The 26,789-nt window shown below is 52.3% G+C and carries 15 protein-coding genes, 1 pseudogene and 1 riboswitch; of the genes and pseudogenes, 11 read left to right on the plus strand and 5 right to left on the minus strand.

The window, feature by feature from the left end:
* From HMPREF9441_RS09575 to HMPREF9441_RS09615, 10 genes and pseudogenes are all read left to right on the plus strand, one after another.
* A pseudogene (locus tag HMPREF9441_RS09575) lies at positions 1-611 on the plus strand (hypothetical protein); the annotation flags it as partial.
* Between the two features lie 53 nt (positions 612-664).
* Positions 665-2,503: an Mfa1 family fimbria major subunit gene (locus tag HMPREF9441_RS09580; protein WP_244949720.1), complete on the plus strand. Its 1,839-nt coding sequence runs from the start codon at positions 665-667 to the stop codon at positions 2,501-2,503.
* 286 nt (positions 2,504-2,789) lie between these two features.
* On the plus strand, positions 2,790-3,896 hold the full coding sequence (locus HMPREF9441_RS09585; RefSeq protein ID WP_008620584.1) for a FimB/Mfa2 family fimbrial subunit: 1,107 nt from the start codon (positions 2,790-2,792) through the stop codon (positions 3,894-3,896).
* A gap of 22 nt (positions 3,897-3,918) precedes the next feature.
* Positions 3,919-4,089: a hypothetical protein gene (locus HMPREF9441_RS18370; protein WP_172634935.1), complete on the plus strand. Its 171-nt coding sequence runs from the start codon at positions 3,919-3,921 to the stop codon at positions 4,087-4,089.
* 18 nt (positions 4,090-4,107) lie between these two features.
* Positions 4,108-5,334: a hypothetical protein gene (locus HMPREF9441_RS09590; RefSeq protein WP_008620588.1), complete on the plus strand. Its 1,227-nt coding sequence runs from the start codon at positions 4,108-4,110 to the stop codon at positions 5,332-5,334.
* A 20-nt stretch (positions 5,335-5,354) separates the two neighbouring features.
* A complete protein-coding gene (locus HMPREF9441_RS09595; protein ID WP_039865141.1) occupies positions 5,355-6,440 on the plus strand; it encodes a fimbrillin family protein in 1,086 nt (361 codons plus the stop codon).
* A 43-nt stretch (positions 6,441-6,483) separates the two neighbouring features.
* Entirely contained in the window at positions 6,484-7,968 is a 1,485-nt protein-coding gene (locus HMPREF9441_RS09600) for a hypothetical protein (RefSeq protein WP_008620592.1), read from the plus strand.
* A gap of 13 nt (positions 7,969-7,981) precedes the next feature.
* Positions 7,982-9,754 (plus strand): fimbrillin family protein, encoded by a 1,773-nt coding sequence (locus tag HMPREF9441_RS09605; RefSeq protein ID WP_244949721.1) that lies wholly within the window; start codon positions 7,982-7,984, stop codon positions 9,752-9,754.
* 23 nt (positions 9,755-9,777) lie between these two features.
* On the plus strand, positions 9,778-11,970 hold the full coding sequence (locus HMPREF9441_RS09610; RefSeq protein WP_008620597.1) for a fimbrillin family protein: 2,193 nt from the start codon (positions 9,778-9,780) through the stop codon (positions 11,968-11,970).
* 11 nt (positions 11,971-11,981) lie between these two features.
* Positions 11,982-13,427, plus strand: a complete 1,446-nt coding sequence (locus HMPREF9441_RS09615) for a fimbrillin family protein (protein WP_008620598.1) — start codon at positions 11,982-11,984, stop codon at positions 13,425-13,427.
* A 399-nt stretch (positions 13,428-13,826) separates the two neighbouring features.
* Here HMPREF9441_RS09615 and HMPREF9441_RS09620 read toward each other — a convergent pair whose 3' ends face one another.
* The 5 genes from HMPREF9441_RS09620 to HMPREF9441_RS09640 are packed head-to-tail and all read right to left on the minus strand — an operon-like array spanning position 13,827 to position 24,354.
* Entirely contained in the window at positions 13,827-18,101 is a 4,275-nt protein-coding gene (locus HMPREF9441_RS09620) for a T9SS type A sorting domain-containing protein (RefSeq protein ID WP_244949722.1), read from the minus strand.
* Positions 18,102-18,121: 20 nt separating this feature from the next.
* A complete protein-coding gene (locus tag HMPREF9441_RS09625; RefSeq protein ID WP_008620604.1) occupies positions 18,122-19,885 on the minus strand; it encodes a DUF5074 domain-containing protein in 1,764 nt (587 codons plus the stop codon).
* A gap of 13 nt (positions 19,886-19,898) precedes the next feature.
* Positions 19,899-21,137, minus strand: a complete 1,239-nt coding sequence (locus HMPREF9441_RS09630) for a cell surface protein (RefSeq protein WP_008620605.1) — start codon at positions 21,135-21,137, stop codon at positions 19,899-19,901.
* Positions 21,138-21,152: 15 nt separating this feature from the next.
* Positions 21,153-22,319: a DUF5074 domain-containing protein gene (locus HMPREF9441_RS09635; protein ID WP_008620607.1), complete on the minus strand. Its 1,167-nt coding sequence runs from the start codon at positions 22,317-22,319 to the stop codon at positions 21,153-21,155.
* 1 nt (position 22,320) lies between these two features.
* Complete coding sequence (locus HMPREF9441_RS09640; RefSeq protein ID WP_008620609.1) at positions 22,321-24,354, minus strand: TonB-dependent receptor; 2,034 nt, start codon at positions 24,352-24,354, stop codon at positions 22,321-22,323.
* 132 nt (positions 24,355-24,486) lie between these two features.
* Positions 24,487-24,701, minus strand: a riboswitch (cobalamin riboswitch).
* Positions 24,702-24,883: 182 nt separating this feature from the next.
* On the opposite strand from HMPREF9441_RS09640, the gene HMPREF9441_RS09645 reads away from it, so the two are divergent.
* A complete protein-coding gene (locus HMPREF9441_RS09645; RefSeq protein ID WP_244949723.1) occupies positions 24,884-26,749 on the plus strand; it encodes an alpha-L-fucosidase in 1,866 nt (621 codons plus the stop codon).
* Positions 26,750-26,789: the final 40 nt, after the last annotated feature.

The raw sequence follows: 26,789 nt of genomic DNA on the forward strand, positions 1-26,789 counted from the left end.
TGTTCAAGGTGGAGTACACTCCCGAGGATTGGGACGGCCTGCGGCGTTACGTGGAAGGCAGCAACCTGGCCCACAAGCAGGAAATCCTGGAGTGGATAGACCGCGACATGGATCCCGACGCCAAGGAATGGGCCATCAAGTCGAGATATCCCGATGACTACCGGATGATGTTGCAGGCCTGGTATCCGGCCTTGCGCCATTCCGATTATGTCGTGACCTACCATGTGCGCCCCTTCTCCGTGGAGGAGGCCAAGGCCCTGCTCTACACCAAGCCGCAACAGCTTTCGTTGGAAGAGATGTTCCTGGTGGCGCAGACCTACGAGCCGGGTAGCAAGGAGTTCAACGAAGTGTTCGAAATTGCCGTCCGCATGTTCCCGGACGACCCGACGGCCAATCTTAATGTGGCCTGTGCGATGATAGAGTCGGGGCAGTACGACCGTGCGGAAGCCTATCTGGCCAAAGCCGGCAACTTGCCCGAAGCAGTGCATGCCCGTGGAGTGATGGCTGCCAGGCAAGGGCGTGAGGACGAAGCGCGCCGCCTGTTCGGGCAGGCGGGCCAGGCCGGAGTGAAGGAGGCGACGGAGAACCTGCGGCTGATGGATATGGAGTGACGTTTGAAGATGTAATCTTATTATACATTTATTTATTAACCAATTTATTTTTTATGAAGAAAAAGTATTTGTTTTCCTTAGCGATAGTGGGGCTGTTGCTGGGAGCTTGTTCAAATGACGACATTTCGGAAAGTCCGAATGGCGGTGGCACAACGACATCGCCTGATGAAGGGTTTGTTGCGGTGAGTATCAATCTCCCGATGGTGTCCGGAGCATCGTTCCGTGCTCAGAACGATCAGTTCGCAGACGGTATGGATAGTGAATATGAAGTGAAAGACGCTGCTTTCCTCGTGTTTGAGAAAGGTGATGCTGAAGAGGAGAGTCAGGCTGTTTTATTGAAGGCGTACGACATCTCTGATCTGAAGCCGTGGGAACCGCAAGGTGGAAATGTGACCACGTATGCCAACATGGTTCAGGAAGTGCCGGCCTTGACCGACATAAAGGATAAGCGTTATGCCTTGGTGGTGCTGAACAAAAACGGACGTTTTACGATTAATGCCGATGGTTCGGTAGAATTCGGAGATACGCAACAAAAAGCAATGACTTTCGGAGATTTTTTGACTGCCAGCGCGATGAACGTGGCTGACATGACGGGTGACGGCTTCTACATGGCAAATGCTCCTATCAGTTCTGATGCGGCAGGAACGAAGGTTACCACGTTGGTGCCCATTGAGGACAAAATCAAACCGACGAAAGCAGAAGCGGAAAAAGTGGAGGCTGCTGATATTTACGTGGAACGCGGTATGGCTAAGGTTACTTTGGCCGAACCTCGTGGAGAAATGGATGTCACGGGGGAATCGTATCAGGGCGACAAGGTGACGATGACAGCTTGGGCTTTGGACGTGACGAACAAGACCTCAAAACTGGTACGTGACGTGACCGGTATCGATACATGGAAAGATTATTTAGTGGGGAGTGCCACTCAAACGCGTTTCATCGGAACTGTTGCTGATCCCTATCGTGTATATTGGGGAGTAGACGGAAATTATGCTTGGTCTGTTACCGCTTCGGTGAAAGGTGGTCAGGAGTTGACAGACGCTCAGTTGACGGAAGTGAAAGAGAAGTTCAACGTGTTGGAAGATAATGCGGGAGTGACATTCACTCAGTTCGGCCCGGAAGCCCCTCAATATTGCTTGGAGAACACGTTCGATACCGACAATCAAGCTGAATATGCCACGACCCGCGTGATATTCAAAGCCACGTATGTACCCGGAAATGCAGACAAAGACGGCACGTTCTACCAGTTGGGTACGACTGCTTCCATCTACAATACGGAAATGTTGAAGGAGAAAGTATTAGAATCCATGAGTGACGCTGAGCGTCGGGAGTTGGGTATTTTTGATAAACATAATGCCGCGAAGGTAACTCTGCCTACTGAGGAAGAAGGTAAAGCCGGTGGTAAATATGCTATGGCCGAAGGTGGGACGATAACCTATACAAAATATGAGCGTTTCGATACTCAAAAAGACAAATGGGAGGTTGTTACTAAAGAAACTTATGAGAAAGAAGAAAATACCGGCAACAAACGTATGGAAGAAGGCGTGGAGGTCGCAAGTGACTATCTGAAATCTATCGACAGACGTATGGGCGCCATCAAGTACTTCAAGGCCGGTGAAAGCTACTACAAGGCGTTGATCAAACATTTCGGTGACGATTTGACTCCGTATGCGATAAGTGGTGAACAAAAGATATATACTGAAGCAAAGCATTTGGGACGCTACGGTGTACTCCGTAACAACTGGTACGAACTGAGCGTGACTTCTGTCAGCAGTCCGGGTGATCCGGAAATCACGCCTATTGAAGACGAATGGGACGATCCTAAAGAAGCTTTTGTGAAGATTCAGGTGAATATCCTTTCTTGGGCTAAACGTCAGCAAAACGTAGATCTTTAATTTATAATCATAGTGGAGGGCATGTCGGTCGGTTCGGCGGCCGCATCCTCCGCTTTTTAAAAACAATTCTCTCCCCGAAGGCTTTCGTGAAAGGAAGCGGCCGGTACCGTTGAGGCTGGGGACGACGACGGGAAAGACATCCGGTGCGGACACCGTGCGTTTTAAAGGCAGGGTGAAAAGGAAACGCACCCAACGGAATGGAACATAAGGAGGCAAGTCCCGATAGGGGACTCCCACGACATATAGTAAATGAATAATGTGAATGTAGTACGAAAAGATAAGTCTTATGGGGTATATGATTAAAAAATGGTTTGCAGTGTGGTGCGGGTTGATATCCGGTGCCTTGACGGTGTCCTGCGACATGATGCACGACGAGACGGAGGACTGTCCTACGGGGCTGTATTTGTCGTTTAAATATGACTATAACCTGCAGCGTGCCGACATGTTCAACGACCACGTGGGGGCGGTGAGCGTGTATGTGTTTGACGAAACGGGGCATTATGTGACCTGCCGTGAGGTGAAGAACGAGGGGGACTACCGTCCCTTGGCCGACCCGCTTTATGCCATGCACATGGACCTGGCACCGGGTCGTTACCAATTTCTGGTATTGGCAGGGCAATGTTGTTATGACGACATGCTTGCTTCAGACCGTGCCCGCTTTCTGAGGGCTTTGCCCGAGTCCGGTGATTCCCTGTGCGAGGTGGGCGTGCATTTGGAGTGCGAATCCCGTACTTTTTCCGGCGGAACGTTGAATTGGGTGGACAACGGCGGTCTGCCGCTCGACACGGTATGGCACGGTATGGAATGTACCCCGGTGGAAGTGTTCGGACAGCGTCCCACTTACCATAAAATCTCTTTGATGCGCAACACAAAGAAGATTAACGTGTCACTCCGTGAATTGGATGATCCTACGGATATGGACGTGGAGAATTACGATATGAAAATTGTGGACCGCAACATGCAGCTTCGTTGGGATAACTCGGTGGACGAGAGTATGGGGCCAGTGGTTTACCAACCCCATGACACGTGGAATACGGACGACCGTACGCCGGTGCGTGCCGCTTCGGACGATACGGATGCCGTTATGGGCAAGATAGCCCATGCGGACTTCATGACATCCCGCATCATGTACCATGAGGATCCGGCGGACGATGGTGTGTTGTCCATCACAGACAAGCGCAACGGCAACGAAATCGTACGGGTGAACTTGCCTGACATGTTGTCGCGCCTGCGCAGTTCGGAGGAAATCTACCGTTACTCGCCTCAGGAATTTCTGGACCGGGGGTACGATTACCAGATGGACTTCTTCCTGAAGGGGGGCGAGCTGGCTTACGTGAACATCGGCATCAGTGTGTTGAATTGGAGCGTGAGGGTGCAATTCGAGGAACTTTGATCTTTCTTATATATAATAAAGATTGGTGTCGGGCCGCAATACGGCCGAACAGAGCTACAAGGTGCAAGAATACCTTGACCGTGAATATAACTACAAGTTCTGCTTCTTCCTTGTGGGAGACCGTTGGGCTTATGTGGATGTGACTGTGGGCGTGCAGAGTCGGCGGGTCCGTAACCAGTCAGTAGAAATTTGATACAACCGATAAAAGGCAATGAGAAAAACAATGGTTCATAATTTCCTGTATGGCAGTTTGTCTTGGGGCATTCTTTGGATGGCCCTGCTGTTGGGCAGTTGCAAGGACTCCGTAGAAGAGCCCGGATTTGACGATGCGTATGCTCGTGTGCCGCAGTCCGTTGTAATGCAACTGAATGTCGCACTCTCCGCACCGACAAGGGATGTGCCCGATTGTGAAAAGGTGAAGGAACTGCGCGTCATTCTGTTGGATGAAAAAACGAAGAACGTAGAGCTCAACGAGTTGATGGACGTCGAAAATTACAGTGTCCCCGAAGATAGCCGTTTCCTGTATGAATATAAGAAGGAAGGCATCATGACAACGGTGGGCAAAAAGATATTGTATGCCCTGGCCAATTCGGAAGAACTGATTCAAGATATAGTCACGCTGCCGGGAGCGGAAATGATAACCGGGCTGGACAGCTTGAAGCTGACCAACGGCACCGGAAACTTCCCGTTCCCCAAACATGGCAAGGTTCCTATCGCTTCGCGCAAGGAGCACATCACGCTTTCGGTGGATAACGGAATGGAGGATTTTGTCACTCGGGCCACGCATGTCTACCTCACGAAAGTGACTGTGGAACTGGCCTATGTGCCCGTGAAATTCTCCTTGAGCTATGAGAACGGGGATAATGCCGTTCCCATGGAGGTGTTGGAATGGAAGATAGACCAGTTGGCCAAGACATCGTATCTGGTGCCCCGCATGAACGACAGCGAGTGGGACAAATTGGTGAACCTGGCCGGGACGACAGACGCACAGGAATGGGTGAGAAATTATGAAGTGCCGGCGGAATCCGGATTTCACGGTTATAGCCATGTGTATGAAAAGCCCATAGCTATTAAGTATGATGATGGGCAGCCAAAAGCCGATGAAAATACTTATTATCTGCATGAAACCAAGTTTCTGGGCAATGTGAAGAGGGATGATGTACAGAAGGATGATGCACAGGAGAATAATGTGCAGGAGTATTATCTGACGTTGAAGATCCGCAAAACAGAGGAGGGTGCGGATCAAAATCCCGTATCGGTGTCGGCCAAGCTGCCCAATCTGGAATCGTTGGTACGCGGCACGCATGTGGTAATCAAGGCGAGAGTCAGACAATGGCCTGAACCGGGAGACAACTCTCTGGACGTAAGGGTGACCACCTGGATAGACGACAAGCCGGTAGACGGAGGATGGGAAGAAGTGACGCCGGGCGGCATATAACAATAAAGATGGCAAGGATTATGGAAAAACTGAAATATATCATACCGATAGGATTCCTGCTGTTCGGGGCTTGCACCTCTCCCGAAGAAATGGCGGTGTCGGAGAGCGAGGATTCGGGTGTGCATTTCCGGGCCATAGTGGGCCAAGGAGAGAATGCGCTTTATGAGTCCGAATATTTTCATGAGGGCGATGAAATCCGCGTCTACTGTCCGGTGAATTATTCTCAGCCGAACTTTAAGGACGAGTATGGAAACTATTATACCTATAGATATACGCATACGAACGATACTGTAGGCCCCGACGAATATCCTTATAAGTTTTCTGCAGCGGAGGGGGAGGGCTTCAACTGGCTTACGCTTGTCCCGACTTCCATTTATTTCCCTTTCGAGGCCGTACACTTTCCCGGCAAGCATTATCTGGACGAAGTGCCTGATGACCAGAGTGCAGAGGGGGCGTTGGATGAGGCCGATATGCTGATAGCCTATCGGCGTCAGCTCTTGAGCGAGCGCGGTAAAAGGGTACCCCTCACCTTCCATCATGCGTTTGCCATGGTGCAGGTGAAGGTGAAACTTCCTGTGGGAGACAATCCGGCAGAGGGACCTTTCCCACCGGAAGCGGTGCAGAGTGCCTATTTGCGCAGTATGTTGCGGGCATACGAAGTGAGCTATTCGGAGGTCATCGACAACGACGGGCGGCGCACTGTCCGTGTGTCGGATGCCGATGACAAGACCGAGGCCGGTTCTGATAGGAGAAAGAACGTTATCATGCGGCGCACAGTTTCTCCGGTCAAAACGGACGATACGGGAGCACGCTATCAGGAATACCTCTTTCAGGCCATCGTGCCGGAGCAGAGTTTGTTGAACGAGGGAAAAGACTTTCTCTATTTTAACGTGAAGAGAAACGATGGTAACGAAAGTACCACACTGTATAAATTTGTGCCCAATAAGGCAGAGATTTCTTTAAAGGCTGGGCATCGGCTGAACTTATCGTTGGTCATCGATGCCGTCACCCACGAGGTGGTGGTGCTGACGGCGATATTGGAGCCGTGGAGCAAAGCCGAGGTAGACATGGAGTTGGTGCCCGTCAAACCCAAAACACAACCATAGGAACGATATGAGAAACAGATATTATATCCAAGCGAGAATATGTATGGCGGCAGTTTTGCTGCTGTGGACGGCAGCTTGTGCCGATGAGCCGGGCGTTGGCATGAAAAGCGACGTAGACGGAAACAAACCGGTCATGGTTTGTGCCGCTACCGGAGGGCTGGGCATTGCTACTCGGAGCGGTGAAGGACAGGTGGGAGAGGAAGAAGCCATCACTAGCCGTACGATGCTTTTCACATATCCCTCGTATCCGGACGGGGAGATGGCCAGTGCGAAATGTGTGTTCGATGAAGCAGGATACGGGTATGTCTATACCAAGGTGGAGACAAAGGAACCGTTGATGTGGAAAGACATTTATGTACAGGATAAGGAGAAGAATCTTGTAGAGGCGGTTTATCTGGACAATCTGTATAACTATCCGGTGCAGAAGGAGGAACGAAATCCGGGTTTTGATGGAAAGACAGATAATCGGCGTTATTTGCAGACGGATAATTTCAGAATGATGTATTTCGGGAAGCAGTACCCAAAGGTAGCGGACGACACTTTGGGTAATGAATTCAAGCGGATGATTGCTCCCTTGGGCACTCCGGCAGCGGAAGAGGTGGATATCATCTGGGGAAAATTGGAGAATGTGGGGTTTGGTACCACGCTTCAGTTCAGTTTGCAACACAAGATGGCTGCCGTTGGCTTCCGTTTTCATAGTGAGGTTGGCGAATTGCAACAGGCACTGAATGGGGACAAAATCAGGGTTTGGGTGGACTATTTACGAATCTGGCTGGAAACTCCGGGGTTTGAAGGCAAAGAATCAACGGAAGGCAGTCAGGCATTTAGCCGTTTGAAGGGGGAAATATATCAGGACGGGCAACCTGGTGCCAGGTATTCTCAGAAAAATGTTTTTTGGGTCAAAGATTCGCTCCTGCAATCTGATGAAACGAATATGGTTTTCTCCACCCCGATATGGGTGCTTCCGCCGGATAGGTCCCAGTTTCGTGTCTTTGGACACAGACCCGAATTGTTTATCGACTTGGGGGAGGACAAGGTGTTTCACGGACTGTTTCCGGAGACTATGGACTGGTGGAGGTATGACAACAATAAGCGTGAGTGGGTGGAGTATAAGAATGTGCCCCTTAAACTCTGGCCCGGATACCAGTTTACCTTTAATGTGAAGCTGCTGGATAAGGTGGAAGGGCGCGAAATAGAATTTGTGAATGTGGAGGTTACGGTTTGGAGTACAAAACTTATAGAGAGGCCTGTATTGGGCGAGAGCGGCATCACGAATTGGGACGACCTGATGGCTTTGGCAAAGGCGTATAACAAGAATCCCTCGAAAACCAACTATCGCCTGATGAGGTTTGGCATGTGGTCCGAGGGGGAAGGTAAATGGGTGTTCAACCTGCTGCGAAATATAGAAGTTCCGGTCGGTACGGCGTTGCCGGAGTTCAACGGTGACAATTTTAAGATAGACTTCAGGGGATTTCATATCAAGGTAGGTGACACTGATATAACAGAGGAACAACTTTCAACGAAATAGAAACACCATGAGTATGAAGCATAGATATAGGATATGGGGATGGTTGGCAGTGATGCTGCTTTTCATCGGCTGCCGGCAGGACGAGATATGGACGGGAGATGACCCTTTGAGGATGGACTATCTGCAAATAGAGGGCGAAATAGCCGGTGCTATGGCGGTCAGAGCCACACCGGATAATAAACTCACGATGTCATATGACACCTTTGGGTCCGGCGACACGATAGGTTTCTTCTCCTACCATGACCCGAATTGCGCCAAGCCCGACCGTTGGAGCCATAGAAAGGGTAATGACGACACGCTCTATCTGAAGAATACGAAGTTGACCTATTCCGATATGGGAGGGGCAAGAAAATTCACTTCGACGGAAGTTGCCAATGTGGCTTTGGGCAAGTTCGGGGTCACGTTTGCCTATTTTCCGTTTGCGCCCAAGGAGAAGATGCCGCTGAACTACGTGAAATCGAATGGAAGTTCTTTGGTTGTACCTTCCGGTAGCCAAAAAGGGGAACATTATATCCACATCTTTACGGAGGATGGACATATTGTGGACTTATTGACCGCCCAAAAAATGCAGTATGACAATATAAATTATCAGTTCCGACACCGGTTTGCGATGGTATTGCTCTTTTTGGGCGAAGGATTCTCGCCGGACACTGAGGGCAATGAGAAACTGACGGTGCACCTGACCTATCATGTCTTGGGAGCGCATATCCTTAGAAAAGAGATAGACCCGTTTCCCTATGAAGATTTTCCGTTGACGGTGGATACGGTGCCGTTGGACAGGGCGTCCCAATATGACTTCGGTCGTTCTTCCTTTACCGCTCCGCGGGTGGATGATTACACATTGTTGGTGGGGCAGGAACCGAGAACGGTCTATCCGGTCATTCTGCCTGCCGGGGCGAAGATAGACTATATCGAAGTGAAGGACAAGACCGGAAAACCCCAGCGAGTGAAGCCCACGAGAGGAGAGGCCCTGACCGGACTGGAGGGAGGCTGGAAGCATCCGCTGACCATCCGCATGGAGGGGATTACCCCTACCGTCTATCCTCATGAAATCATAGACTGGAACGAACAGCATGTGGGAGAGGTGGACAAGTTGCCGGGCATCCATTCGGAAGAACAGTTTGCCGTATGGCTGGAAGTGTACAACCGGAATGCGGATAATATGGAGAGCATGACCACAGAAGATAGTACTTTGCTGGCCCAATACGGGGTGTATAACAACGAGGAAACTTTGGGCCCGGGCTGGACTTTTTATTTGTGGAACGATATAGACTGCAAGGATATGAAGCCCGATGCAAGCGGAGCGCTTATCAAGGCTTTGCCGGAGGGGGTGACGTTTGACGGCAAAGGGTATGTCTTGCATAATCTGATGTTGGATTTTGAACATATCGGCCCTTCATCCGGACTGGTGGGGCTGATAGGAGAGATTCGCGGCGGATGGTTGAGAAACCTGCACTTGGATTTCGTGACAGTGAGAAACATGGATGTGGATACCCCTTCTGGCTGTATCGCAGGGCGCATTTCGAGCGGTCAGATTTTCGATTGTACAGTACGCGAGGCGAAGATGATGTGTCGCGGCGGCGTGGCTGGTGTGTTGGCAGGGGAGATGAGTGGAGGCGATATGGCCGGCTGCAAGTTCCACGGCATGGTACAGGCCAAGGAGATGCAGGACGAAACGGAGTGGGGTTACAAGAAGATAGTCAATGGAGTGGTCGGCAGGATGCCCTCCGATTTCAAAGGGACGGTAGCCAACGATATAATCAACCGTGTGTTCATCACGGATTAATCTGAAAAAGAAGGAATTGTGGTATGAAGAGACAGGTGAAATGGATGGTGTACGGCATAATGCTGTTGCTGTCGGTGGGGTGTCGGGAGGATATAGATGCTCTCTATGGTGTTAAGGGCCGACCGGGGATACCGGTTTGCTTCACCACGGCATGGCTACAGGATGAGACCAGATTGAAGCGGGGCATAGAGGGCAAGAAGAACTTTAAGGATACCGATGTGATTCATGTGTCGGCAGAGTTTACCTTAGACCCACAGACCACCGATTCCAAGAAGGAAGAGAAGGTGACCAAATATACGATACTGACGCTGGAAAACGGAGCGTGGGTCAATACTAGAACGGAAGAGCAGTATGAGATGACCTGGCCTTGGAACGCGACGGAGGCGAAGTTCACGGCCTATTATCTGGAAAACTGGACGGGGCCTATTGCTCAGGTTGGCGTGGAACTGGAACCGGTGGTGCTGGACCGTTTTGCCTATCGCGACTCGGTGTTCAATCCCGACCCACTGGAAGCCGTGACCGAAAAAATCGAGTACGGACATGCCGTGCATTTGGAGTTCCGTCATCTTTGTACACGCCTGACACTTGTCGGAGTGGACGATGAAGATGAATATGGACTGCGGTTCAAACCGGTTGGCGGGAAGGAACGCCCGTTGAAAAACGCCTGTACGATGATGTTGGACGATAAGAACGGATTGCGTTTCCGGTTTGTGGAAGAAGAGAGCCGGAAAATCACCGCGCAGGCAGATAAAGGGAATGATGAAGATTCGGTGACCTTCCATCTGGCACCGGGAGATTACAGTACGTTTTCCCTACAGCGCCAAGACGGTTATCCTTATATTACGATATCCAACGTAAAGGAATTGGGGCGATTGGAAGCCGGAGAGTCCTACACGGTTTCGTTGGAAGACTTGAAGAGCAACATCACTCAGGATGGTATGGACGATTATTGGGGGGATGACGATGACACCATCACGACGGCGAAGTATGATAATTTCAATATAAAAGATTTTATGAATGCCATCAAGGAATGTAACAAGGACTATACGTGTACCTTGAGCGGGGATACGGTAACGCTGTTGCAGAAAAGCAAGTACCGGAATGAAATGACGCTGATGGCAAATGTGGATTTTAACGGAGAGTCTTTCATTCCGGAGGATCTGCCGGATATCGTGACCTTCAACGGAGGAGGATTCAGTATTTTGAATCTGGTGAACCCTATGTTCAACACTTTGTACGGTACGGTGAAGAACCTGAATTTGAGAGGTGCCCGGCTCATACACAAAGAGAGTGACCCCGATGCGTCGTTGACTGTCGACCACGATACGGGATGGGGGGTATTGGCCCGTGTCTGCGAGGGAGGCACCGTCAGCAACGTGAGCCTGGCGGACGCCGAACTGGACATTACGCTGCACAATGGCGATGGACTGGATAAGGCCTATTGTATCGGGGCGTTGGTGGGAAAACTGCCCCGGGGCAGCCTGACGGACATCATGCTGTCGGGCAGCATTAAAGTTACGGCAGAGGCGGCCAACCCAGAAGTGGCATATACCTCTTGTATGGGGGGAGTCGTAGGGCAATGCAATGGAACATTGGCAAATGTCGACAATTTGCGGGGTGGCTCAGGAGCCGAAATTGTGGTCACCAACAAGTGCCGGGGAACGGGTAGCCGATATACCGGCGGCGTGGTGGGACTGCTTACTGATGCCAACGGGGCGTTGGAGGGTGGCAACGTGCGTGTGTCTGTTCATGCGGAGGAGGCCGAAGGCTCTTGGAACTATACCGGTGGCGTGGCAGGCTGTGTGCGGTTCGGCGCCTTGATTTCAGATGTTACCGTGGCCGGAAATGTGACGGGTGGAAAAGTGGCCGACTATAAAGAAACGAACACCCATTCTGCCGTGGGCGGCTTGGTGGGTTATGTCGACAAGGCATCGGTGACCGGCGGCATTGCGTTCGGTAAGGTGGCAATGTCTCCGGACTATCCTTCGCCTAATGACCATAGCTGGTACACTCTCGGAGGCGTCATCGGGGCGATGAGGGATGCGGTGGAAATTGCCCGGAATGAGGGTCGGAACAGATTCGACACCGCGCCCTACGAAGGGAAGTCCCATTATGAGGCCGGAACGTTTACCGCAGGTTCGGGAAGTACGTCGGAGTTGAAAGGTAAGGGTAACAGTGCCGATGGAACGGGTGCTTTTGTCGGTTCGGATAAATAGAAGAAGGAGGAATGATGAAGAATATGACAATTCAGATAAGGTGGATGATGGGGATGCTCGTCCTTTTGCTGGCCGGGTGCGACAAGGAGTCGGACGACATGGTGCTACCGGTAGGGCGGAGGGAAATCGTTGTTTCGGGAGTAGGCACAGGATTTGTACAGAAACGTGACGCTATCGGACAAAACGAAACAGGGCCTAAATTCGGGGAGTTCTATTTCCTTAAGACCATGGTGCTGAATAACCAACCATTGGGAAAGCCTCGTTGGGGATGTTATAAGGTTACGGATGGAGTTACCGGAGAATTGACGGCCAAGGACAAAGCTTCCGCATTCTATTGGGAGGAGGACGAAACTGTCAAATATACTTTTCATGCTTTGTCAAATCCCCCTGCCGCAAATTATGCGGACGATAAATATCCGGTGGAAAATCCCGTTGCAGGCGTGCACATAGACACGCTGTCTGATGGAACGGCGCAAGGAAGGGTGATGTTTGGGGACTACTCGAAAGGCTTGGAATATTTTGTGGGGCATACGGTGTCGGATAAAGTAAGGCCGGGTGATTTCAAACTGTCTATGGCGTTTAAAAGACAGGTGAGTAAACTGGTTTTTTGTAAGTTTATACATAAGAATAAGAATGGGGAAACGCAAGAACCGGTGGAGTCTTGTAAAATCATATTCCCCAACCTGCCGAAGCAGGCCACGTTCAATATGGCGGAGTTTCACCAGTTCGACAATACGGTAGCTACGTCCACGAGAGACTTCCATTATGTGACATTCCACTATGATACAGATGAGGACAATTTGGGGATAGAATTCGAATGGAGACAACGCTATACGGACGAACCCAATCAGAGGCTTTATCATGCCTTGTATGTGCCTCCTTTCAAGTTCTGGGAGGGAGAGGACGGACGCCCGGAAAGCCAGTTGGGCTTTTTCATTGTGATGTACGATAATAAAAGCTATACCGGAAATATCTATGGTATCAATCTCGACAATAATGGAAAACCGACAGGAAAGGATGCTACGCAGGTACAGGCCGGAGAAATGTGCCGTTTTGATGAAATCATCCTGCAAGACGGGCCGGTGGCCGGTGGAGGAGACGGTTCCATCATCATCCCTTGGTCTACCAAGGAAGAGGAGGATATGCCGCAACACCGTTATTCCGGTGTCTATTCGGCTGATGACGCCATGCGGCTGTACGAGGCCTTGAAGAACGGAACGGATGTGCCGCAGCAGTTCTATGAAGATAGAGACGGTGAGAAAGTGATTCGCCTGTTTGCTAATGTGGACTGGAGCCAACTGACCGGAGAGTTATGGATTTCCGAGGAGTATATCTTGGCCGGACAGGGGTATAACATCACCTTGGGTGAGGGCGGTTCTCTCACCTGCCGGCAAGAGGGCAAACTTTACATCAACAAGGAACTGTATGTGGACGGAGTGAAGCAAGAACAGGGCTGAAAACGCCAGAATCTTCGTTCTTGCTGATTTTATCCCTGATTTTGCTAATTTTATTGTATCAAAGGTGCTTTCCACGTATTCAGACTTTCCGGTTTTGGACGAAAAAGTAGAGCACAACAGGACGGTTTGGGGTAATTGGGCATTCTGGGTGTTTCTCCGGATGAAAAACATATTGTCAATATACATTGTATGACTGTCGATAAAGGATGGCTTTGGGCTTTTGTGGGAAATAAGGATGGGGAAATAAAACTGATAAAGGCAAGGATATGAAAAATGTAAGTATAGCAGTATTTGCTATATGCTTATTGTTTGGGTGTAATGTTAATAATAGATGAGAGGTTGTGTCAAAAACACAACCTCTCTTTGTTTTGGTTTAAGCCTTTTGGACGGGGCTTTTGTTTACTCGCGTACGACCTTCAGGGTTTCTCCCTTGTAGCTCAGGAGGTAGGTACCGTTTGCCAGTGTCCCTGTGGGGATGATGTTCGTACCTGCCTGCAGTTGTTTCTGCATGAGGGCACGTCCGTTCATGTCGTAGAGGGTCACGGTACCGTCTTCCGGTATACGGATCTCCAAATGATCTTTGAAGGGGTTGGCCAATACTTGGAAGTGCTGTGCCACGGTGCTGCCGCTTATCGCACTCGGGTCTTCTACGACGAGACGGAAGGTAGTCTCGGCAAACTTCTCGCCATAGCCTTCCTTAGCCACGGTGTAGCGTACGGCCAGGTTGGCCATGCCGGTCTTTCCGGGTGTGAGGATGAGGATGAGCGAGTCCGTAGCGGTGTCTATGCTGTCGCGCACGAGGGCGGCATTGTCGTTGGCCGACACGGTCTTGGCGAGAGTGACGCCGTAGGTGGTGCCGGTGTAGGCAAAGACATCTTTCAGGCCGATGCGTAGGGTATCGGTGCCGAGCACGGTCGTGGTGTCCTTGATGGCTTGGGCCACGGTGGGCTTGACGATCTGCGCCTTGATAGTGTAGGTGGCATCCACGAGCGTGGAAGCTCCGGCGCGGTCGATGGCTTCTACTTGGAAGGTGATGACGGAATCCTTGTCCACCGTACCCCTGTAAAGAGCCTCGATGCGGATGTCGCCGTCTTCAAGGTTGTCGAGCTGCGTAATCCAGGGGTATTTCTCGAGTCCGCGCAGGTAGATGTCGAAGTCTTCCTCGTGGTCGGTGAAGTTGCTGGATTTCCAGATGGTATGCGCGGAGGCACTGGTGCCCATTTCGTAACAGTAGCTGTTGGGGCTCATGTTGAAACGGCTGGCCGGTTTCGGTGCCTCGTTGTCTGCGAATTCTGGTACGGCAGACAGGTTGGCCGGTGTGCGGCCGAGGTCGTAGATGTCGAATTCTTTGGTGAACTCATCGCCATAATAGACAGCTCCCTGGTAGGTCTCCGCGTTTTCATCGGCATAAACCACGTAGGTACGCTGCGAGAGAGTATCCTGTACGGCTTCGGTGGGGTATACCGTGTTTCCGGCCGCCATGATGATGCCGTCGCGGATTTCCCCAGTCTTGGTGTCGTAGGCGGTGAAGCCGTTGTAGTTGGCCAACAGGATGGAGTCGCCGCCCATCGGCTTGACTGCGGCCGGTACGCCTTCGAAGTAGGCCTGGATACCGTCAGTCCCGATCAGTTTGGACGTGCGGTTGGTTGTGTTGAACTCGAGGATGGCCGCAGCCTCTTCCGTCGTGGGGTTATACGGGCGGATGCCGTAGACACGTGCGTCCCGAGCCACGAGGGTTTCCACGCCGAGTCCTTTCTGTCCCAACGACACTTGGCGTTCCTGTATGAAGTTCTTCAGGTCGAAGATGTCCATGCCGCTTTTGCCGTCCGCAGAGGTGAGGACATAGAGCTTGTCGCCCGTTACGGCCATGTCGGTTGCGGGTTTGGACAGGCTGAATGTCTTGATGGCTTCAAGGTCGGTCTTGTAGAACATGTCGAGGTGGTAGTCTCCGGCCGGGGTATGCGAAACGACCAATAGGAGGTTGCGTGCCGTCAGCATGCGGTCGACGGTAGCCTTTCCGGGCAGTTGCAGCTTGTGCGTGCAGCAGGCATCGACCGTGTTGTAACGGTATATGCTGTCTCCGGCAGCGATGTAGGTAAAGGCACCGTCAGCCGTCAATCCTTGTACGGAATCGGCCGCCAATTCTTCGATGAGAGTCTTCACGTGTTCTTCGCGGGCTTCGGCATCGTATGCTTTCACGGCGTTCTTGTCGCTGTACAGCAGGAGACGGCCGGAAGCCTTCGTGTCGGGGGCGTAGACGATACACAACTGCATTTGTTTCTTCTGCCCGTAATGGGTCAGGTCGAAGGTCAGGGTGTCTGTGACGTATTCCCCTTCGTTGTATTTATAGCCCAGTTCGTTCTTCTCGATGGCGTGTTCGTAGTGGCTCGTGGACTTTACGCCGTCCAGATAGATTGTGGAACCGTTTTCGGCCGTGAAGAGTTCGCTACTGGTCTTGGTGCCTTCCGGTTCATAATAAGCCAGGCGTATGGGGTCGCTGACGGGCTTGAGTTCCGGTGCTTCCTCCACGATGACGAGGATGGAGTCGGAGAGTTCCGGATTGGACCGTGAGTAAGCATGCAACATGGTGCGTCCGGCTTTCAGGCCGTGGAAAGAACCGTTGTTGATGGTTCCGATTTCGGGGTCTGAGGTCGTCCAGTCGAAGTTCTCGTAGATGTAGCGGTTACGTCCGGTACCGTTCAGGCTGCCGTCACGGCTGTCCGTGCATTGCACGTTGATGTAGATGGTTTCGCCTACAATCATTTTCGTGCTGTCGTTGGACACGGTGCTGGCATTGCCTTCCAGGTCGATGAGTACGGAAGTCAGGTTTACGACCTCGATGTCGATGGAGTCGGTCGGGACATCTTCTTTCTGTGTGAAGTAGATTTTGGTCTTACCCGTTTTACCTGTGGCTTTGAACAGTCCGGTATTGTCGATGGTACCCACACTGTCGGTCGAGAGCCACCATTTCTGTGTCCCCTCTGTGACAGGCCGTCCGTTTTTGAAGAGGAAACCTTCGAACTGGCATTCCTGTCCTTGGATGACCTGAAGCTGCGTGATGCCGATATAGTTCAGGTAATAGTCCTGGGGCACGTAGTCTGGGTCGGGAGTCGTGATGCCGATTCCTAGGACCTCGGTAGACCATTCTCCCAACCATCCGGCATTGGCGCTTCCGGCACAATAGACTTTTACGAAGTCCACGTGGTCTAGTTCCACGTGGTTGCCGTCCTTGTCTACAGCCCAACTGATATCGAAGCCGTCGGCGGCATTGCCGTTCTCGTCATTGTAATAGGGGTTTTGGGCGATGGTGAGATCTGTCTTGTTATACCCGCGGTTGTCGCAGTAGCCGAAGGCCGGGGCGCGGTAGAACTCGATGTAGCTTGGTGCGCTCATGTCCAGCGAACTGCGGATAATAGCTCCTTCGAAAGTTACAGAGTCTCGGTCGCAACCGAAATCGAACGGGTCGGGATAGTAGGATTGCTGGTGGAACTGGTTGGTCAGCACGGCACCTGCTTCCATCTGTTCTTTCCCGTCCTTGTCCGTGTATTTCAGTGTCCAGGGTACGGTGTAACGCTTGTCGTAGTTCGGGTTGTAATAGGTCATCTGGGCATTCCGCTTGGTCGTACTCAACCAGTAGTCCGAACCGGCCAGTTCGTACCAAGGTTCCTCCGGATCGGGTACGCCGTTGCCGTTCAGGTCTTGGCATACTTGTACGGCACCCGGTTCCGTCCATACGCCGTAGATGTTGGCTACGAATGAGTTGCCCTTGATGGTGAAGTCAACCCCATAGGGGTTTTTCGGATTGTTCATGATGGGTTGGTCGAAGCCGTAGATGACATATCCTCCGAATGACCCTAAGCTAAGGGTGCCTCCTTTGGTTCCCAATGTCCCTTCGGCCGAATTGCTTTTAGACAATTGGTTGGTGAACTGCCCCGGAGCCGGCAGGAAGTCGATAACGCGCGAAGCGTATGCATTCTTGTGAATATTGATTTTCACGGTAGCTTCCGAGGTCTCTTCTCCGAGTGTCACCTTGTACTTCAACTCGTCAAATGAATAGTTGTCCAGTCCCTCGTTCTGCACGTATTTGATGGTATCTTGTTCTCCGTCGGCTCCTTCAACGATAGTGGCCTGTCCGTTAATGGGGGCTTGAAGGATTTCGATCATGGCGTTGGCCTTGTCGCCGTTTTTCATGAAATTGTCATTGTTCAGAACCGGCATCATCAGTGCCTGCCCGAGTTCGGCCGTGTATTCGTCATCTTGGGCGATGAGCGACACGATGTCTATATCCAGTGTGTTTTCCACCGTTTCCCCGTTATAGGTCAGTTTAACTTTCACATCGGCCGGTCCTGTCACATATCCTCCTTTGCGCATCAGGTAGAGCTGTTGCACCTTTCCGAAGCTGTAATATTCATACTTGTATAGGCCCACTACGTTTTCGTCCGTGAATTCGAATTCGGCCTTGACCCCGGCTTCGTCGAGGTTTGCTGTGGCATCCATCCCGTCGGGATAGATGAACAAGTCCGTCATCGGGATGTTGATGGTGGATTGTGAGCTCATTCCCACATTTTTGTAGGAATACTCCTTCGGCACGAACTGTTCACCGGCCAGTGCGGTGGTTAGCGAAAGCCACCCCACAGCGGCGAGTGCCGTCAGTTTCTGAGTAAAATTTCTCATTGGATTAAACATTTAATGAATTAATAAATCAGTTTATACTGTTTTCTGTTAAATTTCAGGATGTAGCATTTGCCGCCCGGCAACCCTTCGATGCAGTCGCCCGGTGACAGGACAGTGTCGCGAATCTGCCGTCCGTCTGTGTCGTATACGAGGACGCGGGTGGGCCGTTGCAATCCCTTGATGTGGATGCGTCCGTCTTTGCCCCATACGCGTACTGGGGATTCTTCCGTATGGCGGATTCCGGTGGTGAGGGATTTTACGTGCAACGTACGGTCCACGTATTTTCCGTTGGAGTTGAAACGAATGACGAGGTCGGCCTCCCCGACGGTTTTCGGTTGCAGGGTGAGTCGGTGGTTCCGGATGCGGGCTTCCACCACGTCCTCGTTACTGTTCGACTTTACGGTCTTCACGATGGCCGCGTCCAAGTTGTCCTTGTCGGTAGCCTTGCTGCTCAGGTCTATTTCCACCGCCCCGTCTTCCAACGTGACGTCGGGCAGTTCCTCCACCTCGGGCGCGTGGTTGTCCGGGAAGATGAACAAGGCCGGGAACCAGTAACGGTCTATCGGCTCCAGTTCTTTCAACACGTTCCCTTGGTTGTCCATTTGGTATATCCAGTAGCTTTGCACTACGTTGTCCAAATAGAGTGCCCCGTAAATCTGGTCGTCGAGCGGGTGGATGCGTATGCTTGCTCCGTAGAAATAACGTTTGTCCGTGGCACTGTCGTAAATCTGTGTGAATGTCCGCGTGTCGATATCGAACCTGTAGAGCTTGGAGGTCGTGAACCAACTCCACCGGTTTTCATTATAAGTAAAGTAGAGCGCGTTTTCCTGCGTGCTGGCACATAAGGAGCCGGCCGTCCAGGCATACCACGTCTGATTGATGCCACCTTCTGTCATGGGGACGGCTTCGGTCTCGAACGTTTCAGGGTTGATGCGCAAGAGTTCCTTGCCCTCCCAACATTCACCGCTTGACCCCATATTGCCGTAGGGGTAATGCTGATAGTCCATGTTGGTGTTGCGTCCCACCCAGATGTTTCCGTCCTTGCTTTGCGCCATGGTGCTGAAGCATCCCTCCACGGTATGTATGATTTTGTCCGTCTGTGGGTCTATTACCAAGACACCCTTGTCCTGTTGTATGGCAAATACATAATCGGCCGTACGCAACATCATGCCGATTTGGTTCTGGTAGAGCGGTCCCACGCCGTCGGCGTTGTCCTCGTCTCCCGTGATGAGCGGGTTCTCCGTCCCCTCGATGCGTCCTGTAATCTCGAACGGGGAGAAACTGAGGATGTAGATGCCGTTCGATGTGCCTACATATCCTTTCGTCTCGTCTACGCCCACGAAACTGCGCCCGTCGGCGATGGACACTCCTTTTTCATTGGCTCTGATGATGGGAATACGGCTTTTGATTTCCATGGTTTGTGCGTCGGCCACCACGATGCGGCCTCCTTGGCGGGTCTCTGCCGATTCGCCCGGCGAAAGCCCGTCGCCCGCGTCCTGATCCTGTTTGGAGATGATGAAAAGGTAGTCGCCGTAGACGGCACCGAATTGCGCCGTGGCTCCTAGCGACTGTCCGGCATTGGATTCATTGTTTTGTATGATATAATACTCGAACGGGTCGGTCGGGTGGTCGGGACGGATGAAGTTCAGGGTACTGTTGTTGTGTCCGTACCAGTCTTCGTTGAGCATGAACACGCCGTCGGTGTAAGTGGTCTGCCCGTACAGGCTGTAAGCGCATGCAAACAGCATGGCCGCCGTATACAAATGTAATCTTCTTTTCTTCATGATGGTTTCAGGGTTATGGATTGGGTAAATAATGGGTCTGGTATTCTACGTGCAGGTCCTCGGCACGGCTCAGTTCGGTGGAAGTTTCCCCCAACCAACCGCATTGCTGGTTGACACCGGTATATACGCGGATAAAGTCCACACCGGGCAAGTGGACGGGATTTCCCAAGCTGTCCACTGCCCAACCGATGTCGAAACTGATTTTGTCCTCTTCGCTGTTAGGGTGGTTGTCCACGTAGCCCCATTCGTAGGCGTAAAGGACAAAGTAAGAGCCTTTTCCACCGCTTTCGTCCACGGCGTTGTCGGCCAGACGCGTCCCGCTGAACTGCAACCGGTCTTCGGCAATCCACGCAGGGTAGTAGTCCTGGTTGTGGTAAGCGTTTTTCGCAATATAGCCCTTTTCGCCGTCTCCGGTTTCCCAAAGGATGTAAGTCGTGTCCGTGATGGGGCTGTTGTCGTCCGGCGTGGGCACCTTGTCCGCTGCTGGACGGGTATAAGTGATTTGGAAGCCGTGCCGGGTTTCCGGTTTATGGTATTCGCTCCCGGCCAGTTCGTACCACTCGTCGTCGGGCAGTCCGTTGTTGTTCCGGTCGATGGACACCATGACGATGCCCGGTTCGCAACTCCCGCCCGAATCCGGAGCCGAAGGGTTCGGGTTGGCATCGGCATAGAATGCGTTGCCTAAGATTTTGAAGTCCTTTTGCCCGGGTACGTTGACTACGGTGTGGTCGAAACCGAACGTGACGTAGCCGCCGTATCCTCCCAAGGAAATCATGATGTCGTTCGTGCCCGATATGCTTTCCCGGGCTTTCCGGCACATGTCTTCTTCCGTGTCGCCTTCCTCATAGAGCGGCATGATGTTGACGAACTGTCCGGGGGCCGGACAGTATTCATACACCTCCGTGATATACCGGCTGTAAGCCACGCTTTCCTCCTCCACGTTGATTTCCACCTCCTGCGTTACAGGATTTTGCGCGTCGATGATATCTAAGCGCAGGGCGTACGTCCCCGGTTTTTCGGCCACGAAGATGAATTCCCTTTCGGTGGAGACGGTGGAATCGGCTCCTTCGCTGTCTTTCAAGGTCCAACGGTAGGCCTCCCCAGTGAATTCGGGCCGCAGGATGAGTTTCCGCATCCGTTCGATGCGGTATTGGCTGTCCACCCCGAGGCTGACCATCGGGATGTCCTGTTGACAGGATGCCAGCAGGACGGACGCGCACGCTCCTATTACCTTATTATATATGGGTCTCATGTTCCAATTCCGTTTTTATTGCGGGTCGTAGAATGCCATGTGTGCGGGGATGTCCCCCGTACGTACGCTCCATTTCTTCTTCCCGTGGCGGTCGTAGCAATGGAGCACTCCGCTCGATACGTAATTCTTGGCATCCGTCACGTAGACATCCCCCGTTGTCGGGTGCACGCAGATGCCGTATGGGATGACGATGTCCTGTTCCGTCCCGTCCGTGATGAAATGGTCGGTGACGAGTTGGCCCGTCCGCACGTCGATGATGCCGTAGGTGACGGTGTTGCGTTCCGTCTGTTTGTTCCACTCCACGCTGTAGAAATAGAGCGAATCGCCCTGTATGTACATTTCCGAGCAAGGGATGTCCAACGTGTCCTTCACCACCATTTCCTTGGAATTCTTGTCCTTGCGGTCGAGCACGTAGAGGCGCGAGGGGATGGTGTTGTAGTCGCCGCGCGAAGTCACCCAGAGCTTGCCGTAGCGGTCCTTGCGGATGCGGTGCAGGTTGATGCCTACCGGAATCTTCTGGATTTGTTTCATGCCGTAGATTTCCACCACCGACACGGTACTGTCATAATCCGGTGCGCGGTAACCTCCCGAGTTGGCCACGTAAAGGTACTCCCCGAGCACCTCCAGCTCGTCCGGTTGGTAACCCACCGTCACCTTGCGCGTGACGGCAAGCGAAGCCGTGTCCACTTCATATACGGCCCCCAACTGGGCGTTCGGGTCGATGGCCACGGGACCCACGTAGGCCGAGACGTAGGCTTTCCCCTTGGCAAAGCGGATGTAGCGGCAGTTGGGGATGTCCACCTGCCCGATACGCTTGCAGGTACGCACGTCCATCACCTCCACCTTGTGCGAGCAGTTGATGACGGCATACAGCTTGTTGCCGTATATCTGGATGTCGTTGCCCACGTCGCCCAGTTCCTTGACTACCTTCGGGTTGCGTTCGGCGTAGATGTTGCGCACGTAGTATGCGTTGCGGAAGTCCACGTAGTCGATGGACGACTTGTTGCTGCCCATGTTGGCCTCGTTGAGCAGGTACATGCCGGCCGGTCGTGCGTCCGGGGCTATGGGCACGCCCGGTAGCAGCTCGTACTCCGTAGGCACGACCAGTTCTATCTCCCGGCAGGCGAACAAGACCGCCAGACACAGGAGCGGAAGGAATAGTATCTTTCGGACGGTTTTCATATCAGAGTTCCACGGCAAGGCCGAATTTATAGTTACGCATGGGCATCGGGTAGTTCAGTATGACATCGTAGTCTTGGTCGAGCAGGTTGTTGACCTCGACTGTGAAGCGCAGGCGTGCCTTGCCCCACCGTATTTCCTTCATGAGTGTCATGTCGCTGGTATACCACGGTTGCGTATGGTTGTAGATGATGTTCTCCTGTTGGTTGTAACGTTCGCCCACGTAGATGAAGCTATAGCCCAGAGACCATGTGCCCCACGAGAGGGCTATGATGGCCGATCCGCTGTGCCAGGGGATGTAGGGAATCTGGTCGCGGTAGTACGTGTCCGACGGATTCGTCACGTCGATGGCCTCCTGATAAGTGTATTGCAACTTGCCCGTCAGCGTCCATTCGTGGGGAAAGGCCAACGTGCAGGCCGCCCCGGCATCCATCCCCCGGATGTCCACCCGCCCCAGGTTGATGGTCGTCCAGCGGAACTGAGGTCCCTGCGGCCACGATACGATTTTGTTCCTCACGTCGTTGTAGTATACGTCCGCATTGAGGTGTAGGTTGCGGAAGATGCCTTCGGTGCGCGTGCGGTCGTACACGGCACCCACGTTGTATTGCGTGGTGGTCTCCGGTAGCAAGGCCGGGTTGCCCATGTCCGTGTAGTAGAGGTCGTTGAATGTCGGCATGCGGTAGGCCGTCTTGTAGAAGGCCCTCACCACTATGTCGTGTTTCCTCCACGGTTGGTAAGAGAGGAACAGCCCCGGGGTCACCTTGCTTTTGTTTGGTGCCTTGTCCCGTTGGCGTTTCTCCTCGTTCACGAACGTCTCCAACACACTGGCCTGCACCTTCAGCCGGTCGGCCACGGTGAAGGCCGTGGCGGCCGAGATATAGTGTGTGCCGCGCGTGGCCGTGTTCATCGGGTGCTCCTTGTCGTGGTCCTTGTTCAGGTCGAATCCCTCATAGCCGTTCCACTGGAAGTCGTAAGCCACGGACACGTCCCAGTCCGCCGTGATGGCGTATTTGTTAGCCCACGAGAAGTAACACTCCCGCTGCTTGTAGATGTTGTCTGTCAGCTTGATGTCCGTGTTGTTATTCATGTAGTGGGTGTAGTCGGAGGCGTATTTCGTGTTGAACTTCATGCTCAGCCCGCGCCATACATGCCATTCGAGACTTCCTTGGAGGAAAGAGTTGCGGTCCCACAACCGTTCCGAACGCTTCCACACATTGTTCACGATGGCTCCCGGAATCCCTCTTTCCGAGGTGTAATGGTAGGCGAAGACGTTCCATTTTCCCTTCCCGAAGAGGCCGTACAGTCCCGCGTCGATGCGCAGGGCGTCGATGTCGCTATTGTGGCGCACGGCGGTGGTGTCGTACTTCAGTGCCCCGCTTACGTCCACGCGCCGGTAGCGGAACTTGTAGTCGCCTTGCGACGTGATCCACTCCGCGCTGACAGCCGCACTGATATTGTCACTGATTTTGTGCTCGTAAAGCAAAGCCGGGTTGAGCAATCCATAGGAACCGAACTTCACTTTGGCCGCCAGGTTGGCATCCTTCTCCCCTTCGAACCGGGGGCGGCGGGTGGTGAGATAAATGCTACCCGACGAGCCGAACTCTCGCGCCGATTGGAAGATATCGCTTTTCTGTCCGTTATAGAGCGAGATTTCCTCGATGTTGTCCAACGAGAACTTGCCCAAGTCCACCTGCCCGTTCTGTGCGTTGCCCAACTGTATGCCGTTGTAATATACGCCCGTGTGGTTCGTACCCATGCTGCGGATGTTGACCGTCTTCAGCCCGGCCACACCGCCGTAGTCTTTGATTTGCAATCCCGAAAAATAACGGATGGCATCAGCCACGGAAAAGCTGTTCAGCTTCCGCAGTTCTTCCCCTTTCAGGGTCTGTGCGGGAATGACCTCTTTGTAGGTCTTGGCTTTGACCACTACCTCGCCCAAGTTGCGTATGCTGTCCGTCCGGTGTGCGGATACGGCAGGTAAGGGCAGGCAAAAGACTCCTATCAGGCATAAGGCATGCCTGCGTTTGATTTCTCCCATGAACTATCTATTTGACAGTGAAAACTCCATCAAAACAGCTTCTAAGAAAACCCGTAAATATGAATAGACAACCCCGTACTACGACCGATGGCCGCCCGGGATTTTCGGATTCATAGCTCGTCCTCGAAAGCTATTGAACTATATTGCATGGCAGGTCTTCTGACTCGTCTCCGCAGTAAACGCCTTCCCAATCGGCACGCGGCCTTTCAGTGGCATAGAGTATGTGTTTACTACGCTTTTTTATGAGACATACAGCAACGGGACTGTTCAGGATTCTCACCTGATTCCCTTTTAATCATTCCCCCGTATGCGATGAGGGAGATGAACCGATGCGGTTGCAAAGTTAGGAATATTTTTTGTAATTGTGTTCAAAAACACGTAGTTTTGTATGGAACTTCAGAGGAGTGCCAAGTTTATAAATCTCCGAAACAGGCAAAACAATCCCTTTTTTGGGGAATTCTCCAATGGATTCTTTTTGTATCTTTGCTCTGGTTTGTTTAACCTATAATTAAAGAATAGAATGGCAAGTATGAAAACATGGACTCACTGCTTGTGGAGTTGGTTATGTGTAGGGATGATGGGGGCTGTTCCGGCGGAAGTTTCCGGAGCTTTGTCGAAGACGGACGGACAAAAATGGAATATGGCTTTGGGGGCGGAAGTGTCTTCGGGGGCTTGTTATGGTGCCGGATATGAGCCAGGACATGTGGCGGACGGTGATTTCGGTACGCGTTGGGCATCAGCCGGACTGTCGGGAACGGTATGGCTTACCTTGGATTTGAAAGGGGAGAGGACTTTCAACTGTATTGATGTCTATGAGACTGAAGGCTACAAGGGGCGCATAGAGGAGATCGTGGTTTCTGTGTCCCGTGACGGAATTGATTGGAAACGTTGGCAACACCGCAGGCCGGGAGATGCACGGACTGTGTTGACGGGCAACAACGTGACGGCACGCTATGTGCAGGTCTCTTTCCTGGAGTGTAGTCCGGAGGGCATCAATGTGGACGAAATCGGTATCTATGACGACCCGCAAGCTGTGGCTACGCCCGAACCGGCGGCGTGGAGGAAGGATGCTCCCGGTTGGATTCGTCAGCAGCCTTCCCGTGGGGCCAATGTGTACCAACGTCGCAAGGCACATTTGAGATATGGCATGTTTATTCATTACGGGATGAATACCTTCTTGGGGCAGGAATGGACGGACGGTTCCTCTCCGGCTTCGGCCTATCATCCGGACTTGTCCACGCTCAATCCCGAGGCTTGGGTTAAGGCGGCCTACGAAGGCGGTATGAATTTCATCGTTTTGGTCACGAAACATCATGACGGTTTTGCGTTGTGGAATACGGAAATCGGCACGTACAACATCAACCACACGGGACGTAAGGGCGACCGCCGGGACATCGTGAAGGAAGTGGCGGACGCTTGCCGCAAGTACGGCATCAAGTTAGGATTGTATTATTCGGCATGGGACAGAAACTGGGATGCCAACCATACACAGGCATCCATGGGACTGGACCGCGTGCAGTTGGCGCAAGAATACAATGATTTCGCTTTGGCGCAAATCACCGAGTTGATGGACGGGCGTTACGGCGAGATTTCGGAGTTCTGGATAGACGGTGCATGGGTGAAGAGCAACGGTGCATGGGAGTTTGCACGGATGTATGACACAGTGAAGCGTTTGCAGCCTTCTTGTCAGATGGCAGTCAACACTTGTATTCGTTGCGGACGTACCCCGGACCAATACCAAGGCGGAGAAGAAATCTATTATTTCCCTTCCGACTTTCGTTTGCACGACCCGATGTTTACTCGGCGCGGTGCGGATGCCGACCCGAAAGTCTACCGTCGTGAGGGACAGGACTATTATTTGCCTTTCGAAGCCACGGTCTGTATGAACAACAGTTGGTTTTGGTCTGAAAAGAATAATGCGGAGAGTGTCATGTCGGCCGATAAAATCAAGGCGGCATACGAACACATGGTGGAACAGGGCAATACCTTGGTGGTCAACCTGGCTCCCGGCAAGGACGGATTGTTGAAAGACTACGACGTGGAAGCGTTGTATGAGGGGGCGCGTGCGTTGGGCATTGCCCGTGGCGATGCCCGTTTGAACCGTGGCAAGGAAGAGAGGGCTGTGCGCATAGATTATGTAACCACAAAAGGCTATGTGGCTTATCCCACTCATTATTTATACGGGAAGAAAGGGGAAAGTTTTACCATCAAGGCCGAAGACTTGTCGCAAGACGGTTATCGTTTCGTCGGGCAGAGAGAAGTCGTGAGCGGTCGTTTCGGCAAGGCAAAGCGAATAGAGTTTGTGTATGAGGATGTGGCCGGAATCCCTGCAAGTGATAAGTCGCATAGTACGCTTTCAGGGGCACATTCATGTAGTATGAATGAGGAGAAATGAAAAAAGTGGTTTTTGTTGTGCTTGCAACATTGTGGTTGTT

This window comes from Paraprevotella clara YIT 11840 (assembly GCF_000233955.1).
In the GTDB taxonomy this organism is placed as follows: Bacteria; Bacteroidota; Bacteroidia; order Bacteroidales; family Bacteroidaceae; genus Paraprevotella; species Paraprevotella clara.

Coding starts and splice junctions, on each gene's coding strand:
- HMPREF9441_RS09580 (WP_244949720.1), top strand. CDS start 665: ATGAAGAAAAAGTATTTGTTTTCCTTAGCGATAGTGGGGCTGTTGCTG.
- HMPREF9441_RS09585 (WP_008620584.1), top strand. CDS start 2,790: ATGGGGTATATGATTAAAAAATGGTTTGCAGTGTGGTGCGGGTTGATA.
- HMPREF9441_RS09590 (WP_008620588.1), top strand. CDS start 4,108: ATGAGAAAAACAATGGTTCATAATTTCCTGTATGGCAGTTTGTCTTGG.
- HMPREF9441_RS09595 (WP_039865141.1), top strand. CDS start 5,355: ATGGAAAAACTGAAATATATCATACCGATAGGATTCCTGCTGTTCGGG.
- HMPREF9441_RS09600 (WP_008620592.1), top strand. CDS start 6,484: ATGGCGGCAGTTTTGCTGCTGTGGACGGCAGCTTGTGCCGATGAGCCG.
- HMPREF9441_RS09605 (WP_244949721.1), top strand. CDS start 7,982: ATGAAGCATAGATATAGGATATGGGGATGGTTGGCAGTGATGCTGCTT.
- HMPREF9441_RS09610 (WP_008620597.1), top strand. CDS start 9,778: ATGAAGAGACAGGTGAAATGGATGGTGTACGGCATAATGCTGTTGCTG.
- HMPREF9441_RS09615 (WP_008620598.1), top strand. CDS start 11,982: ATGATGAAGAATATGACAATTCAGATAAGGTGGATGATGGGGATGCTC.
- HMPREF9441_RS09620 (WP_244949722.1), bottom strand. CDS start 18,101: ATGAGAAATTTTACTCAGAAACTGACGGCACTCGCCGCTGTGGGGTGG.
- HMPREF9441_RS09625 (WP_008620604.1), bottom strand. CDS start 19,885: ATGAAGAAAAGAAGATTACATTTGTATACGGCGGCCATGCTGTTTGCA.
- HMPREF9441_RS09630 (WP_008620605.1), bottom strand. CDS start 21,137: ATGAGACCCATATATAATAAGGTAATAGGAGCGTGCGCGTCCGTCCTG.
- HMPREF9441_RS09635 (WP_008620607.1), bottom strand. CDS start 22,319: ATGAAAACCGTCCGAAAGATACTATTCCTTCCGCTCCTGTGTCTGGCG.
- HMPREF9441_RS09640 (WP_008620609.1), bottom strand. CDS start 24,354: ATGGGAGAAATCAAACGCAGGCATGCCTTATGCCTGATAGGAGTCTTT.
- HMPREF9441_RS09645 (WP_244949723.1), top strand. CDS start 24,884: ATGAAAACATGGACTCACTGCTTGTGGAGTTGGTTATGTGTAGGGATG.